The organism is Bacillus sp. FSL K6-3154, assembly GCF_040869395.1.
Classification (GTDB): Bacteria; Bacillota; Bacilli; order Bacillales; family Bacillaceae; genus Bacillus; species Bacillus safensis.
Window position 1 is genome coordinate 1,897,884 of the sequence record NZ_CP152033.1, and the last position, 15,343, is coordinate 1,913,226.

The following is a 15,343-nucleotide window of genomic DNA, read 5'->3' on the forward strand; positions in this document are numbered from 1 at the left end:
GGGGGATTTGCTTGAATATGTTGGAGTGTTATGGGCTGACGAAATCGTATGGCCCGAATGAAGTTTTAAAAGATGTTTCGTTTTCTGTTGGGGAGGTTGGATGTGTTGGCTTTTTAGGAGCCAATGGCGCGGGGAAGACAACGACGATCCGGATTTTGACAGGGCTTGCTCGTCCTACTTCTGGGGTCGTGAAGGTGGCGGGTATGGATGTCACAAAGGACATGGATGACATTAGTCATGTGATTGGGTATTGTCCGCAGCATCCTGCATTTTATCAGGATATGACGGGGCAGGAGTGGATGCATTGGGTTGGCGGGTTATTTCATTTAGAGAAAAAAATCATTCGCTCCAAAACAGAGGAGCTGTTGAAGCTTTGCCGCATATATGAGGCGAAGGATCGTGCCATTGGCAGCTATAGCGGAGGCATGAAGCAGAGGCTTGCCATTGCGCAAGCGCTTATCAACAGCCCGAAGGTTCTCATCTTGGATGAACCTGTGTCTGCACTTGAACCCATGGGGAGAAAAGACGTTCTGACATTGATTGAGCATCTGAAACAAGAGATGTTGATCTTTATGTCGACTCATATTTTAGATGACATTGAACGTGTGGCAGATCATATTATCATGATCAACAGTGGCAAAATTGAGATGTCTTCTTCCATGAAACAGATCAAAGAAGACTATATCCAGCCAGTGATTGAATTTCAATTAGAACAACAGAATACGAAACTAGTGGCTTTGTTAAAAGAGCGGAATTGGGTGGAGGAATGCTTTGAGACAGGAGATGCTTATCAGTTGCGAGTGAACGATCAACAAATAGCATTGAAGGAGCTGCCTCGTCTCATCACTGAATCTGGGGGTGTTCTCCTCCATTATCGACTATCTAAGCTGACGCTTGAAGATATTTTCATGAAGGTTGTGAATGCATGATGATGTTGAAAAAGGAATTTAGGGAGTTATTCACTAGCTATAAAATCTTATTTGTTCCTATCATTTTTACGATTTTAATGATTACGCAGCCTATTACGCTCAAAATGCTGCCGGATCTTCTATCGAAATCAGCTAATTTACGCTAGGTGTGTTTATCCTGATTATGATCGTGATGGGGACGATCGCTGGAGAGCGTGCCTCTGGAGTGACTGCGATGATTATGGTGAAACCGATTAGTCGAACGAGTTACTATGTCTCGAAAATATGTGCTTATGCCTGTTTGACTTTGTTTAGTTTGGTGGTGGCGGTGCTTGCCTCTGTTTATTATGTGGACATTCAATTTGGGCATGTGGATTGGGTCAATGTGTTAAAAGGAACACTTCTTTATTATCCAAATTTATTGCTGATTGTGGTATCGACCATTTGTGCTTCGGCGTTCTCAACGTTCTGTCACAGCTGGCGGTGTGTCGCTTTTAATCAACCTTATTCTGTTTACCGTACCTTCATTTTATGAAGAGACATTAGGGAAGTTTGCGCCTAAAGGCGTGACAAGTGCAGCCGAAGAGATGATTCATAAAGGGACTTATTCGGATCAGGCACTTACAAGTTTTCTAGGTGTATCGGTATTGATTGGTTTCTTTTTTCTTATCGGATGGATTCTTTTTAGAAGACAAGAATTATAGCAGTATCTTCAGGTTTACTATGAGCATAAAAATCTGAATACGGTTGAAAATTTGATATGATGATAAAAATTGACTGTATTTTCAGAAAAGGGGTTTTTATCAATGAGAACATCACGTAATCCTGAGACCATTCACCCGCCAGTTGCCCCATATACCCATCAAATAGAAACAACTGGACCACAGCGGTGGTTAACTCTATCAGGTCAGGTGGGAATGGAAGCGGATGGGACAATCCCCGAAAGTCCGTTGGAGCAGCTCGAATTAGCGTTAGAGAATGTGAAACGAAATATAGAAGCGGCAGATATGGCTGTGGAAGATATAACGAAACTAGTATTTTATCTCGTGGGAGAGTTCGATGCAGAGAGCAGGAAACGAATCATGGGGCAGTTTTTAGGTGATCATCTGCCTTGTATGACGATGATTTATGTGGTGGCATTGGCTTCACCTGCTTTAAAGGTAGAGGTGGATGCTTGGGCGTGTCAGGAGATGGTATAGGGTTAATAGATAAAAGATTGGGATACTGCAACCCAATCTTTTTTTATTTTGTACATAATTATAATTTCTTTTTCCGTTGTTTATAGAATAGATTATCTCATTCCTATTACCTTGTTATTCTCTATATGGTAATATTAGGTTAAGAGATTAGTGGGTCTATTGACATTCGTTTTTTGATTTTATAACACACCATAGATAAGCATACATCACTCTAATCAAAAGGAGAGATTTGATGCCATTCATGGAGGTTCAGAATGTAAGCAAACGATATAGCAATGGTGATGGGATAGAAGGTCTGTCATTTTCCATCGAAGCAGGAGAGGTTGTGGCGCTGCTTGGGCCTAATGGTGCTGGGAAGACGACAACGATTCGATGTTTAACGGGTCTATATAAACCAGATGGAGGGGAAATTCTCATAGAGGGTTTCCCGCCTGGTCATGCCCATGTCCAAAAACAAGTAGCTCTTATTCCTGATCAGCCGTATTTGTATCCAGATTTAACGGCTGCTGAACATGTTCAATTCCGTGCTCGTGGATATCATAAGGGCTTAAAACAGATCAAGGAAAAGGTATATGAAGCGTTGAAAGAAGTACATATGGAAAAGAAGATGAATGAACTGTGTGGAAGGCTGTCAAGAGGCCAAAAGCAGCGTGTCGTCTTAGCAGGAGCCATTGTTCAAGATGCCTCCCTTTTTATATTAGATGAACCGACTGTCGGGTTAGATATACCGTCAAAACAGTGGCTGTCGGATTGGCTGAGACAAAAAAGCAGTCAAGGTGGGGCGGTCTTTGTGTCGACTCATAGTCTGGAGTTTGTCCTTGATACGGCTAGCAGGGTTGTATTGATTCGAGACGGTGCCATCATGAAGAGTATGGATGTTCCTCAATTAAAGGAAGAACAGGTTGAGTGGAGGGCAGAAGTTATTCAACTTTTGGGGGAGTGGTCAAGTGAATAACACACTCTCCCTTTTATGGATGAAATCTCAAAGGCGCTTGATCAGTAAAAATCAAGAAAAGAAAATGCCTTTTCTGATCTTACTTCTTTTCATAGCGGCAATTGGTTTTCAGCTAAGTGCAGTTTCAAGTATGGGTGATTGGAATACGGGTACAGCTGGATGGATCATTATCTGTTTGTTTGTTCTTTATACGGGGGTTGGTTTGTTTACGAACCGGCTGCCTAGCCAAATGAACGATATCATTTGGTTATATGGAAATGGCGTTTCTTTATGGACGGTTGTTATCAGTGTGTGGATGTATCACATTTTCTGGAGAGGGGCTCTTCTCATTTTCTCTGCTGTAACTGCCGATCTACTCCTGTTTTTTATGACGCAGCAGTACCCGTTTCTGCTTGGCAAATCACTCATTCTGACAGGGCTGTTATGTTTGGTCGAAACTTGGATGATTGCGGTTTCTTGTGCTAGAACCATTCGAGTATACAAGCGTTTGCTCTTACTCAGTTTTGTCTTGATGTTTTTCAGCTTTGCACTACTTGTTTTGAATCAATTGGTGATGAAACAGCCTCCATTGATGAACTTTGCTGATTCTTTGATGTTTCAATCTGGACGTATGATCGAAGAGTTCTCCATTCTTTCTGTCTTCATTTTTATTGGAGTGATGTTTCTATCTTTCATGATGATGTACAAGGCTAGTCATCGTTTAGAGATGAAGGAGTCTTTAGTCAAGGAAGCAGTATTTTGGGAGGAATTTGAGGGAAAACATATTCAATCAAGTCCAATCGTTCAAAAAAAGAGCAGGACATGGTGGGGACTTCCGGCATTAACGGGCATTTGGGCTTTTCTTTGGATTGAATTATTGCTGATAAAAAAGTATATGATTTTCCATGTACTATCTACTATGCTGTTAATTGGTACTTACTATGTCGTCTTTACTTATTTTTCAGATTGGCTGAATCTATTCTTGATCGTCATCGCGGCATCCGTTCTTTTTAGTTCATATTATGCAGGGATTGTAAGACACGCACAAACGGGAGTGCTCTACCTTTTTCCAGGTGCTTTATATCAAAAAATCATTCTGTTAGAGGTGTTTCAAACCTTTTGGCTGTATGCTTTCTACTTGATTTCTCTTTATTTGGTTGAGATTCAGGATGTTTTGTATTGGACCTTTGGTGGAGAAGTTTATATATGGTTTTTGGCCATACGGCTCTTTGCCTTTATGCAGCCTCTGAGACGAGAAATGAGTTTTGCTTTAGCTGCCTATTATCGATCATTGCTATTTGCGTTTGTGATCAGTGCGATGGTCATGATTAGCATTCATCTCATCACTGATGGCTTGTTGACTACAATTGTATCCCTAGCTGCTGGGGCTGGATTTTATGTGCTTTGTTATCGATACCGTGCGGTTCATTAAAAAGAGGAGTTGATTGTAAATGAAACCAGAAAATAAGCTGTCTCAATCCATTCAACAATTGGCCAATACAAATGAAGTAACGATCGTTCAAGCAATGGGAGATTTAAGAAAATATGGAAAAGATGCAGTGCCCGTCCTTGTTGAGGCTTTAAAAGAAAAAGGCTCTCTGCGGAACATTGCAGCAGCTGTACTTGGTGAATTTGGAGCAGATGCGGGGGACGCAGCAGAACCGCTAGCTCGGCTATTAGAAAGTGACGAAGAAGATACAAGAATGGCCGCTGCCATGTCACTCATGAGGATTGGGCAACCTAGCTTGCCATTTCTTCTAGCACTTGCTAAACGTTATGAGGGACCTACTTGTTTCTGGGCATCATGGTGTATCTCTTGGATTGATCCATCAAAAATTGAAAAAAACATGTACGAGTGCTTAAAACAAGAACAAGAAAATCCAACAGGCAGCGTCACTCCTTTTGCTGCTGAGGAAGCATTAGGAAAAATCATCGCCTTTCAGCTAAAAGATAAGGGGGATGTATAGTGGGAACGCAGAAACTCAACTGGCCTGAGCATCTTCCTTGGATTTGCCCTTAAGATCAAAGGAGTTTTAGGGTCAATGAATAGCTTGGAAAATGGGGATATCGGCTGGTTAGAAAAACAATCAATTGGTTAGTAAGTATCAAGGAGGAGAGAGTGTTGTTTCAATCAAACAAAGAATTAAAAAGAAACGTCATTTTTTTCGCAGGTGTTGGAGCGGTTTTGCTGATTTTAATGATGCTGAAATGGTTGCCGATTTCTGCAGACTTGGAAATGGCGTTGATTTTATTCGGTTTGGGAATTTTGTTTTATTTGAAGCGTGTGCTGCGGGAAGAAGAAAGTCATAAGTCATAAGTATTTAGTATGATACCTAGAATATAGATTCTAGGTTTTTTTATTAAATTTACCTTAAAACGCACTTTTTCACATGGGGATGGAAACCATTTTTTTAAAAGTGTGGTAGGATAAATATGCTTTATCTTTATATTGTCCGAAGGAGCTGTCGTCTTGAAGGGATCTAGGGTTGAGTTAATTGATAGTTTACGTGGTTTTAGTTTATTAGGTATTTTGATTGTGAATATGCTTAATTTCCAATATGATTATGATTTTGAGAAAATGTTTGATTCGAGTTTTTGGGGACAGGAATTCGGTGTATATGTGACGGAAATTTTGTTCCAAGGGTCTTTTTATCCGATCTTTTCCTTTTTGTTTGGGTATTCTTTTATCAAGCTGATTGAATCGACGAAGGCCAAGGGATTAAATACGAATGCCATTGTCGTTCGCCGTGGTTTTGGTTTGATTGTGCTTGGGATGCTGCATTACATCTTTATTTGGAACGGTGACATTCTTCTTTATTATGGAGCTTGTACGTTTTTCTTGATGATGTTTTTGAGCAGCCGGATTAAAACAATGCTTATTTGGTCGGGTGTGTTAGGTGCGTTGTCATTAGTCGTTTTGCCATACATGATGAAATTTGTTTATGGAACTGATGATTTATTAACCGATGTGTATGCAAAAGGTGATTATGGGGATATTTTGCTCAGCCGGATTACGGTTGAAGACGATATGATGATTGTGACCATGATTCTGGCGATCGTGACCATTACGCTTATGCCGATATTAGGGTTTCTTTTCGGTACGATCATGGTTGGCCCGTTTGCACTGCTTGGCATGGCGATCGGGAAAAAGGGTCATTTGACAGAAGAAGATCGAGGAATGGCTTATCGTAAAGGCTGGGTTTGGATGATTATCATCGGGTTCGTTTTAAAATGTGCGACGTTCATTGATGCTCCTTGGAGTGAATTGGTGATTACGCTGGGTGCCTATGTGCTGACGATTGGGTATATTCAAGCCTTTATTGTTTTCTACTATTCGAAGGCAGCCCAAGGTTTCAAACGCCTGCTTGCAGGGCTTGGCCGTTTGTCTCTCTCAAACTATTTGGCGCAGTCGATTATTTGTACAACGATTTTCTATTCTTATGGACTTGGTCTATTTGGACAATTGGGGTCAATGTTTGGGCTGCTGCTTGCTGTCGGACTGTACACAGCACAGCTGTTCATCAGCTATCTCTATTTGAAAAAATGGAGAAGAGGTCCTGTGGAGTGGCTTATGGGAAAATGGGTGTATTGGAAATAAAGCATATTCTTAAAACATGAGTCTACTATTAAGAATTGAGCACTTTAAGAATGTAATCTCCTCTGACACTTTTACAGGTCACCTTTATATAACATCCAGTATATTTTAAATCGGAAAGAAAATTTGAAAAATCCATTCAAATTCCTTTTTATTTTTGAGATAATGACATCAAATTTACATATTTAGAATAAAAAGAGAGATGGATTGCATGTCACAAATGAAAGCTAATCATGAGGGGAGCTATAGATGGGTTATACTCATAATAGCTACCTTTTCACAAACGTGTGCAACATTTGTAAATTACGGAGTAGGTCCTTTAGCAACATTTTGTCAAGAAATATATAACTTATCACAATTTCAAACAGGTTTAATTGTATCAGCTGTAAATATTGGTCCTATATTCTCTATGCTAATATTCGGTAACATAATGGATAAATACGGTGAACGTTGGGTTGTAGGAATAGGGTCAATTTTATTAGGACTTACCATGTTAATAACAATTCCTATTAATGAATACGTATACCTTTTGATTGTTCTCGCTTTTGTCGGGGTTTGGTATGGGACGGCTCAACCAGGGGGGAGCAGCGCAATCATCAATTGGTTCCCAAAAAACAAAAACAGAGGACTTGCAATGGGGATTCGTCAAACAGGAATACCACTTGGTGGTGCATTAGCTTCAACAACTCTACCTTTTTTCTTTTATAATTATGGTTTATCTTCAGCTAAATTAACACAAGCTATTGTAGCAATTGCAGGTGGTATAATCTTTTCAATTTTCTATAAAGATCATGGAATGACTGCGCAAAGACAACAGAATGATCGTTTTTTGGAGAAAATTAATAAGATTAAAGCAAAATCGAGTCTTTATCCAGTATTTTTTATTGGAATGAGTATGATTTCTTTACAATTAATCATATTAGCTCATCTGATGAGTTATCTAAGCAATACGTTAGATATATCATTAAGTATTTCTGGAACGTTGTTAAGTGTGGTTTTAATTGGCGGTGCAATTGGAAGGATATTGTTAGCATGGATTAGTGACAATTTGTTCAATGGAGATAGAAGTAAGCCATTACAACTTACAATATTATTAACTGTTATTATTTTAATTGTTCTAGTCTATCTTTTGAACTATCTTCCCCTATGGGGAATTTATATAATTTGTTTCATTTTAGGTTTTTTAGGGGTGGGATGGTACAGTTTATTTATTGTGCTAATGTCTGAAAAAGCAGACAAAGAGTTTATTGGATTAACTGTAAGCTTTGGATTAACTTTAAATCAAATGTTTATTGTGCTGGCACCCTCCCTATTTGGCTTATCAGTGGACTATTTTAATGGATATAAACTACCGTTCTTCCTATTAATATTGTTTATATCAATAGGGGGTATATGGCTTAACTTATCCGAAAGAAACAATAAATGTCAAACGCAAAAAGAAACTGAAAACATACCTTTAAAATAGAAAAAAGAAAACGCCATAGAATGATCATTCTATGGCGTTTTCACATTCATAAGTGATTTAAAATTATTAGAAAATTCCACATTGCGTATACCAACATGCGCATTCATTACACCCATTGCTTGGCGAATGAATGCAAATCCAAAAGATAAAAGAACCGTATGGCTTAAGGGCTGTGCGGTTTTTTAATTGCATTCTATTTTTAAAAAATAAGGAGAACATTTTTAAAATGGTTGAATATTCTTTTAGTGTGTATATAATGTATATATAGTGTATATACAATATTTTCTGAAAAAAAGAGGTTTTTATATGCAAATTACGATTTCAAACCATTCTAAGGAGCCTATCTATGAGCAAATTACGAATCAAATCAAATCGATGATTTTAACGGGTGAGCTTGCGGAAGGTGCAGCGCTGCCGTCTATTCGAAAACTGGCGAAGGATCTACAAATTAGCGTGATTACAACAAAGCGAGCGTATGAAGAGTTAGAGAAGGCGGGATTTATTTATTCGATTGTCGGCAAGGGTTCATTTGTTGCGGAACAAAACCTAGAAGTGATGAGAGAGAAGAAATTGAAGGTGATCGAGGAACAGCTTGGAGCGGTTGTTACAAACGGGAAAGAATTAGGCTTATCTTTTGATGAATTGCAGCAGTTATTAAAGTTCTTATATGAGGAGTGAGATGAGTGGAGCATGTGATTGAATTTTTCCGTTCAGGAGCTTGATTTACAGGTTAAGAAAGGCTTTGTCACAGGGTTTATTGGAGAGAATGGAGCGGGTAAGTCGACCACCATTAAAATGATCATGAATTTGTTAAAGCCCGATTCAGGTGACATCAAGGTTTTTGGATTGGATTATCATACTCATGAAAAAGAAATTAAGGAACGAATCGGATTTGTTTACGATGCCAATGTTTTTTTTCCAGGGTTGAATTTAAAGGACATCAAACGGATTGTGGCTCCTGCCTATAAACGCTGGGATGACCAGCTTTTTAATCAATATATTGAACAGTTTGGTCTGCCGCTGAATAAAGCGATCAAAACATTTTCAAAAGGGATGCAGATGAAGGCGTCACTTGCGATTGCGCTGTCGCATCATGCAGAGCTGATTATCATGGATGAACCAACTGCTGGTTTAGATCCGGTTTTTAGAAGAGAGCTGCTCAGCACGTTACAAGAATTGATGATTGATGGAAATCGGACGATCTTTTTCTCGACGCATGTGACGACTGATTTAGACCGGATCGCGGATTATATTGCGTTTATACAAAATGGAAGATTGGTCTTTCAACAGTCGATTCATGAAGTGGCAGAAAGTTATGCGCTTGTGAGAGGGAGCCTGGAGTTGTTGGATCGAGACACAGAAAAGGCGTTTATCCATATTCAGCGTACATCAGCAGGTTTTGAAGCATTATCAGATCGAATTGATGAAGTGAAACTTATTTTTGGGGATGCTGTTGTGATTGAACCGGCGTCGCTTGAGGATATCATGTTTTATTTGAAAGGCGGGGCTGCGCATGTTTCATTTAATTAAGCGTGATGTGATTTTGCAAAAGAAGCAGTTACTTATTTTTATTCCGTTTATCTTATTTTTTATTTTCATGGATGTCCATCCAGTATTGACGTTTATAGTCGCTAGTGTCTTCATTCCATTTAACACATATGCGTATGATGAAAAGGCAGAAACGAATATCCTTTTAAATTCTTTGCCTTATACCCGGAATGAAATTATTGCCTCCCGTTATCTTGGTGCCGTTTTTTATATGGTCATTTCGATCGGGCTGACAAGTGCTGCATTACTTGTGTTTGGGAAACTATTTTCGCTGTCAGATATTGCGATTGGCAGCGGGTTGTTTTTATTGTTCGCGGCGTGTACGTTTCCATTGTTTTATATCTTAAAGCCTGGTTATATCACAACGGCAGTGATCATTGGCTTTATCGTATTATCTGCTATGGGACCGCCTGTTGTCCTCTATTTAGCAGAGCAATTTAGTGGGCTCACTAATTTTATCATGAATGTATCGATCCCTGTTTTATATACGGGGTCAGCTGTGCTGATTATGCTCTTCTACTTGTTGTCTTGGGGACTTTCTACTGTGATTTACCAGAGGAAAGTGTTTTAGGAAAGCAATTACCGAAGTTCCTATAAATTTACAGTTTGAGCTTAGAAGACCGTGTGAGCGGTCTTTTTTTGAAGATTTTTCTGGTTATTGATTATATCAATATAAAATAATTTGAACTTACTTTTATGTCAGAATATTTTGTTAATAGTGTTTTCCTCAAAAAAACAATTGTTTTTTAAGGGTAGATTTATTATGATAATATACATCGAAAGATTGATGTTTCTCAATCAGAATGAAAATTCTGATTTTTATTTTTTATGTTGTTTGTTGATGAGGGGGAAGAAAAGTGGCTCAAAAGGAATTAAAGAGAGGGTTAAGTGCCCGCCATATTCAAATGATCGCTCTTGGCGGCACAATCGGTGTTGGCTTATTTATGGGGTCAGCGAAGGCCATTCAGTGGACAGGTCCATCCGTTCTTCTAGCGTACGCAGTGTGTGGTATTTTTATCTTTTTTATTATGCGTGCGATGGGAGAAATGTTATATCTTGAGCCGAGTACAGGGTCATTTGCTACATTCGGGCATCAATATATTCATCCGCTTGCAGGGTATATGACGGCTTGGAGTAACTGGTTCCAGTGGGTCATTGTCGGAATGTCTGAAATCATTGCGGTTGGGGCTTATATGAAATATTGGTTCCCAGAGCTGCCTGCGTGGATTCCAGGGTTAATTGCGATGATCATTTTAGGAGCAGCCAATTTGATTTCGGTTAAGTCGTTCGGTGAATTTGAATTTTGGTTTGCGATGATCAAAATTGTGACGATTATCTTGATGATTGTTGCAGGTTTAGGCATTATTTTCTTCGGTTTTGGAAATGGCGGAACGCCTATTGGGCTGTCTAATCTTTGGGCGCATGGTGGGTTCTTTACAGGTGGGTTTAGCGGATTCCTGTTTGCATTGTCTCTAGTCATTGCTGCTTATCAAGGTGTCGAGCTCATTGGGATTACAGCGGGTGAGGCGCAAAATCCACAAAAGACGCTGACAAATGCCATCAAAAGTATCATCTGGCGTATTTTGATTTTCTATATCGGTGCGATCTTTGTCATTGTGACTGTGTATCCTTGGGATCAGCTGAATACCCTTGGCAGTCCATTTGTGGCGACGTTTGCGAAGATTGGGATTACAGCAGCGGCTGGTATTATTAACTTTGTTGTCATTACAGCAGCGATGTCCGGCTGTAATAGTGGTATTTTCAGTGCGGGCCGTATGCTTTATACATTAGGTGTGAATGGTCAGGCGCCTGCTTTCTTTACAAAAATTTCGAAGAACGGTGTACCGTATTTTGGGACATTCGCTGTGCTGATTGGTTTAGCGATAGGAGTGGTCCTGAATTATGTTTCTCCGCCAAACATTTTCGTCTATGTGTATAGTGCGAGTGTACTTCCTGGGATGGTGCCTTGGTTTGTCATTTTGATTAGTCATATTGGCTTCAGAAAGGCGAAGGGGGCAGCGCTTGATCAGCACCCGTTCAAGATGCCGCTAGCACCGTTTTCTAACTATCTTACAATCGGATTTTTATTGATGGTTCTTGTGTTTATGCTCATTAATCAGGATACGCGTATTTCTCTTATTGTAGCAATTGGGTTCTTGATTTTAGTAGCACTTAGCTTTTTTGTATTTGGGATTGGAAAACGGAAGCCGATTGAAACAGCTTCTTCTGATCAAACGGTGAAATAATCAAAGGCCTTGCGGGATGGACCGCAAGGCTTTTTATATTTAGAGTGAAGCTTTTACACGGTTAAAGACATCTGGAAAGTTGGTGAAAAGACCGGTGACGCCGTATTGCAGTAGACGGGTCATATCTGCTTCGCTGTTGACTGTATATGGATGAAGGAGGAGTCCATGGCTTCTGACCTGCTGGGCGTTTTCAGGTGTTAATGCTCTAAAATTCGGTCCGACCCCTACAGCGTACGTTTTGATAAAGTCGAGCTGATCGTCTGTGATGGATGTCATTTGGTTTCTGTCTAATAGCTGTACTTTTGGCAGGCGTGGGGCTAATTTCTGTAGCTTTAGCAGGCTGTCTTCACTAAAGGATTGTATGATAACCTGCCCTTTTCTTGTGTGTTTCCCAAGAAGGTGATGTTTCTTTAAGGCGGCCAATAGTTTTTCTTCCATTTGCGGATAAAGGTCTGGTTTTTTTGTTTCAATATAATAATTCTCTCGTTTGCCGAAATAGCGCAGCACCTCATCTAATGTAAGGACTCTCTGTCCGATATAGTTGGCATTTTGTCTGTCGGGATTGGCTTCGTTAAACCATGTACCAGCATCAAGCTGTTTGATTTCAGCAAGTGTGAGGTCTTTGACCCAGCCTGTTCCGTTTGTGGTTCGGTCAACGGTTTCATCATGCATCACGATGAGATGTCCATCCTTTGTCATTTGAAGGTCGAGTTCGAGGTAATCTGCATTCATCTTTGTGGCGAGCTTGTAGGAAGCCAGGGTATGCTCTGGTGCATACCCTGATGCTCCGCGGTGTGCAACGGTTAAGATGCGATCTGGAGATAAAAGGTTTTCATGTGCCGATACGGTGGCCGGCACCCACGCAAAAGACAGTAAAGCAAAAGAGAGCAACACGAAAGCAAGTAATCTACTTTTCTTCATATTTTATCCTCCTTTTACGGTAACTGCCTCCATCATAAGAAATAGATGTAAAGAGCATGTTGGGCGGATATGAATCTTTTATGTGATTTTCATTAAGCTTGCTCTACGCGTTTTCCTGTATTCCATGTCATGGCGAGGAAAACAATCGCAAGCACACAAGAACCAATCAGTAAAATGAAGCCTCCTGTCCAGTCATAGTGATCGACGACGACACCCATCATGGCATTGGCAAAGGCAGAGCCGCCAATGTAGCCGAAGAAGCCTGTCAGTCCGGCAGCAGTGCCAGCTGCTTTTTTCGGAGCGAGATCAATGGCTTGAAGTCCAATGAGCATGACCGGGCCGTAAATCAAAAAGCCGATGCTGATAAGGGCAATGTTATCGACCATTGGATTGCCAGCAGGGTTTAGCCAGTAAACAAGAACGGCAATTAACACCCCAGCCATAAAGATGACGCCAGCTGGTGCGCGGCGGCTTCTAAAGAAGCGGTCACTGATCCAGCCGCACAATAATGTACCGGGAATGCCTGCATATTCATAAAGAAAATAAGACCAGCGTGAATGCTCTGGTGAAAAGCCCTTTGCTTCTGTTAAGTAGGTTGGCGCCCAGTCAACGACACCGTAACGGACAAAGTACACAAACACGTTGGCAATGGCGATATACCATAGGAATTTATTGTTGAGTACATATTTAAATAAAATCTCTTTCACTGTTAATTCTTTTTCTTGATCCTCATAGTTTTGTGCCGGATAGTCATTTCGATATTCCTCGATTGGCGGAAGACCAGTGGATTGCGGGGTATCCCGTACGAGAAGAATGATCACGAAGGAGACGATAATGGCAATGATGGCAGGGAAGAAAAAGATACTTTTCCACGTCGCAAACAGCACAATCCCTAATGTGATAAGCGGTGCAAGAATCCCCCCGCCGATATTGTGAGCGACGTTCCAAATGGACATTTTCGTACCACGTTCACTAACTGAAAACCAGTGCGCCATCGTACGTCCGCATGGCGGCCACCCCATGCCTTGAAACCAGCCGTTTAAGAACATGAATAAAAACATGATCCATACACTGGACGTAACCCATGGAAATGAGACAAATAGGATATTGATAAGAGCTGATAAAAAGAGCCCGGCAGCTAAAAAGTATCTGGGGTTACAGCGGTCTGAGATCATCCCCATGATGAATTTACTAAAGCCATAAGCGATAGATACAGCTGCGAGTACAAAGCCTAATTCACTTTTCGTGAACCCCTCTTCCTGTAGATATGGAATGGCAAAAGCGAAATTTTTGCGCAGCAAATAGTAGCCCGCATACCCGATAAAGATGCCTAAAAAGACTTGCAGCCGCAGCCGCTTATACGTCTCGTCTGTTTTGGCATCATCAAGCCTGTCGATATGCGGAGCAGGTTTAAACCATTTGAACATAAAGATCCTCCTTTTGTAGATGTCCGATTGACTGAAGCAAAAGTACGAGAGCAAAAGTACGAGAATGGCTTTTGATCCTGTACCTTTTCAGAGACAAAAGAATTGTTAGCGCTTTCTTTTGTACTCCCATCATATCGGATGGAAGAGACGTTTATGATGAGGCTTTTGTCATAAATTTGGAAAAATGGTTCGTGAAGTAACAAAAAAATCCGCACAATGGCGGATTTTTTCTTAGCGGTTACAGAGTCACATTAATTTTCGCAGATTTCTTTAGTTTTTCAATTTCTTTTTGTACTTCTTTTTGCTTTTCTTGAGATTCTAGCTGTTTTTTTATTTGTGATTTAACCTCTTTGTATTCTGGTGCTTTTTGCTTTTGTTTTTTCATTTGATCTGCGTATTGATCATAGTACGCTTTGACGTCTTTCTCAGAGACGGAGGCTGATTTGATTTCTTTGTCGACATATTGGCTGTATTTGATGCTGTCGGCAATGTCACTTTTCAGCTGATCCAATGTGAGTCCGCTCTTTTTCAGTGCTTCTTCGAATTGAGCGTTGTCTTTAAACTGTTTCTTTTCTTCCTTTAGCTGCTTATCTACCTCTTTGTCAGAGGCTTTGAAGCCCTTCTTCTCAGCATCTTGCAAGATGAGCTCTTGTCCTACGAGCGCATCAATGGTTTGTTTCTTGACTGCTTTTTCGCCTTCTTTAGAAGTGGGGTCTTGCCCGGACTGCTGAAGCTGGCCTTGAATGGTAGATAAGGCGCTATTGTATTCACTGCCTGTGATTTTGTCTTTGTTGACGGTCGCAACGACCTTTTGATCATCGATTTTTTGTGCGTCTAATTTCTTTTGCATTTCTTCCATTTGCTTTTGCTGCTCTTTTTGATCAGCCTGTGTTGTTTCCTTGTTTTTGGCTGAATCGTTTTGCTTATCTTGTTTGGCATCGTTTGACGAGCAGGCTGCAAGCCCAACAGATAACAAACAAGCGATGAGTGTATATGATACCTTTTTCATCATTTTCTCTCCCTTCGGTATGAGAACGTCTAGTGCGCATTCTAACCGTTTTTTAGGAAAAATAAAACCGTACAGACAATTTGTTAGCGGA

The 15,343-nt window shown here is 40.4% G+C and carries 17 protein-coding genes; 14 read left to right on the plus strand and 3 right to left on the minus strand.

All coding sequences use genetic code 11. The annotated features are described in order from the left end of the window. The first annotated feature begins 11 nt into the window (after positions 1-11). The 14 genes from MHH61_RS09960 (at position 12) to MHH61_RS10025 (ending at position 11,895) form a co-directional block, all read left to right on the plus strand. Complete coding sequence (locus MHH61_RS09960; protein ID WP_125587503.1) at positions 12-929, plus strand: ABC transporter ATP-binding protein; 918 nt, start codon at positions 12-14, stop codon at positions 927-929. Continuing rightward, the gene (locus MHH61_RS09965) at positions 926-1,075 is read left to right on the plus strand and encodes a hypothetical protein (protein WP_241218620.1); all 150 of its coding nucleotides are present in this window, start codon (positions 926-928) and stop codon (positions 1,073-1,075) included. Before MHH61_RS09960 ends, MHH61_RS09965 begins: the two co-directional genes overlap by 4 nt. A 17-nt stretch (positions 1,076-1,092) precedes the next feature. After that, positions 1,093-1,443 carry an ABC transporter permease subunit gene (locus MHH61_RS09970; RefSeq protein ID WP_241218619.1) on the plus strand — a complete coding sequence of 117 codons (351 nt, stop codon included), beginning with the start codon at positions 1,093-1,095 and terminating at the stop codon, positions 1,441-1,443. Positions 1,444-1,714: 271 nt separating this feature from the next. Further along, positions 1,715-2,107, plus strand: a complete 393-nt coding sequence (locus tag MHH61_RS09975) for a RidA family protein (protein ID WP_125587502.1) — start codon at positions 1,715-1,717, stop codon at positions 2,105-2,107. A 232-nt stretch (positions 2,108-2,339) separates the two neighbouring features. Continuing rightward, positions 2,340-3,062: an ABC transporter ATP-binding protein gene (locus MHH61_RS09980; RefSeq protein ID WP_125587501.1), complete on the plus strand. Its 723-nt coding sequence runs from the start codon at positions 2,340-2,342 to the stop codon at positions 3,060-3,062. Next, complete coding sequence (skfF, locus tag MHH61_RS09985; RefSeq protein ID WP_125587500.1) at positions 3,055-4,473, plus strand: sporulation killing factor system integral membrane protein; 1,419 nt, start codon at positions 3,055-3,057, stop codon at positions 4,471-4,473. The genes MHH61_RS09980 and skfF overlap by 8 nt, the downstream gene beginning before the upstream one ends. Positions 4,474-4,492: 19 nt before the next feature. Continuing rightward, complete coding sequence (locus MHH61_RS09990; RefSeq protein ID WP_125587499.1) at positions 4,493-5,008, plus strand: HEAT repeat domain-containing protein; 516 nt, start codon at positions 4,493-4,495, stop codon at positions 5,006-5,008. 152 nt (positions 5,009-5,160) lie between these two features. Next, positions 5,161-5,358, plus strand: a complete 198-nt coding sequence (locus MHH61_RS09995; RefSeq protein ID WP_236626600.1) for a hypothetical protein — start codon at positions 5,161-5,163, stop codon at positions 5,356-5,358. Positions 5,359-5,511: 153 nt separating this feature from the next. Beyond that, on the plus strand, positions 5,512-6,639 hold the full coding sequence (locus MHH61_RS10000; RefSeq protein WP_120208514.1) for a DUF418 domain-containing protein: 1,128 nt from the start codon (positions 5,512-5,514) through the stop codon (positions 6,637-6,639). Between the two features lie 208 nt (positions 6,640-6,847). After that, complete coding sequence (locus MHH61_RS10005; RefSeq protein ID WP_098677711.1) at positions 6,848-8,101, plus strand: MFS transporter; 1,254 nt, start codon at positions 6,848-6,850, stop codon at positions 8,099-8,101. Positions 8,102-8,407: 306 nt separating this feature from the next. Continuing rightward, on the plus strand, positions 8,408-8,779 hold the full coding sequence (locus MHH61_RS10010) for a GntR family transcriptional regulator (protein WP_003217079.1): 372 nt from the start codon (positions 8,408-8,410) through the stop codon (positions 8,777-8,779). 18 nt (positions 8,780-8,797) lie between these two features. After that, on the plus strand, positions 8,798-9,631 hold the full coding sequence (locus MHH61_RS10015) for an ABC transporter ATP-binding protein (RefSeq protein WP_125587498.1): 834 nt from the start codon (positions 8,798-8,800) through the stop codon (positions 9,629-9,631). Further along, positions 9,615-10,220: an ABC-2 transporter permease gene (locus tag MHH61_RS10020; protein ID WP_034621699.1), complete on the plus strand. Its 606-nt coding sequence runs from the start codon at positions 9,615-9,617 to the stop codon at positions 10,218-10,220. Before MHH61_RS10015 ends, MHH61_RS10020 begins: the two co-directional genes overlap by 17 nt. Positions 10,221-10,506: 286 nt before the next feature. Next, on the plus strand, positions 10,507-11,895 hold the full coding sequence (locus MHH61_RS10025; protein WP_034621697.1) for an amino acid permease: 1,389 nt from the start codon (positions 10,507-10,509) through the stop codon (positions 11,893-11,895). Between the two features lie 39 nt (positions 11,896-11,934). Here MHH61_RS10025 and MHH61_RS10030 read toward each other — a convergent pair whose 3' ends face one another. The 3 genes from MHH61_RS10030 to MHH61_RS10040 all read right to left on the minus strand — a co-directional run bounded on the left by MHH61_RS10030 (position 11,935) and on the right by MHH61_RS10040 (position 15,252). Next, on the minus strand, positions 11,935-12,816 hold the full coding sequence (locus MHH61_RS10030; protein ID WP_025092488.1) for a glycerophosphodiester phosphodiesterase: 882 nt from the start codon (positions 12,814-12,816) through the stop codon (positions 11,935-11,937). Between the two features lie 92 nt (positions 12,817-12,908). Then, positions 12,909-14,243 carry a glycerol-3-phosphate transporter gene (glpT, locus tag MHH61_RS10035; protein WP_125587497.1) on the minus strand — a complete coding sequence of 445 codons (1,335 nt, stop codon included), beginning with the start codon at positions 14,241-14,243 and terminating at the stop codon, positions 12,909-12,911. Positions 14,244-14,481: 238 nt separating this feature from the next. Beyond that, positions 14,482-15,252 carry a SurA N-terminal domain-containing protein gene (locus MHH61_RS10040; protein WP_056768484.1) on the minus strand — a complete coding sequence of 257 codons (771 nt, stop codon included), beginning with the start codon at positions 15,250-15,252 and terminating at the stop codon, positions 14,482-14,484. Between the last annotated feature and the right edge of the window lie 91 nt (positions 15,253-15,343).

What these genes read in the sequence shown, in the direction of transcription:
- MHH61_RS09965 (WP_241218620.1), top strand. Translation starts at nt 926, where the DNA reads ATGATGATGTTGAAAAAGGAATTTAGGGAGTTATTCACTAGCTATAAA.
- MHH61_RS09970 (WP_241218619.1), top strand. Translation starts at nt 1,093, where the DNA reads ATGATCGTGATGGGGACGATCGCTGGAGAGCGTGCCTCTGGAGTGACT.
- MHH61_RS09975 (WP_125587502.1), top strand. Translation starts at nt 1,715, where the DNA reads ATGAGAACATCACGTAATCCTGAGACCATTCACCCGCCAGTTGCCCCA.
- MHH61_RS09980 (WP_125587501.1), top strand. Translation starts at nt 2,340, where the DNA reads ATGCCATTCATGGAGGTTCAGAATGTAAGCAAACGATATAGCAATGGT.
- MHH61_RS09990 (WP_125587499.1), top strand. Translation starts at nt 4,493, where the DNA reads ATGAAACCAGAAAATAAGCTGTCTCAATCCATTCAACAATTGGCCAAT.
- MHH61_RS10005 (WP_098677711.1), top strand. Translation starts at nt 6,848, where the DNA reads ATGTCACAAATGAAAGCTAATCATGAGGGGAGCTATAGATGGGTTATA.
- MHH61_RS10010 (WP_003217079.1), top strand. Translation starts at nt 8,408, where the DNA reads ATGCAAATTACGATTTCAAACCATTCTAAGGAGCCTATCTATGAGCAA.
- MHH61_RS10020 (WP_034621699.1), top strand. Translation starts at nt 9,615, where the DNA reads ATGTTTCATTTAATTAAGCGTGATGTGATTTTGCAAAAGAAGCAGTTA.
- MHH61_RS10030 (WP_025092488.1), bottom strand. Translation starts at nt 12,816, where the DNA reads ATGAAGAAAAGTAGATTACTTGCTTTCGTGTTGCTCTCTTTTGCTTTA.
- glpT (WP_125587497.1), bottom strand. Translation starts at nt 14,243, where the DNA reads ATGTTCAAATGGTTTAAACCTGCTCCGCATATCGACAGGCTTGATGAT.
- MHH61_RS10040 (WP_056768484.1), bottom strand. Translation starts at nt 15,252, where the DNA reads ATGAAAAAGGTATCATATACACTCATCGCTTGTTTGTTATCTGTTGGG.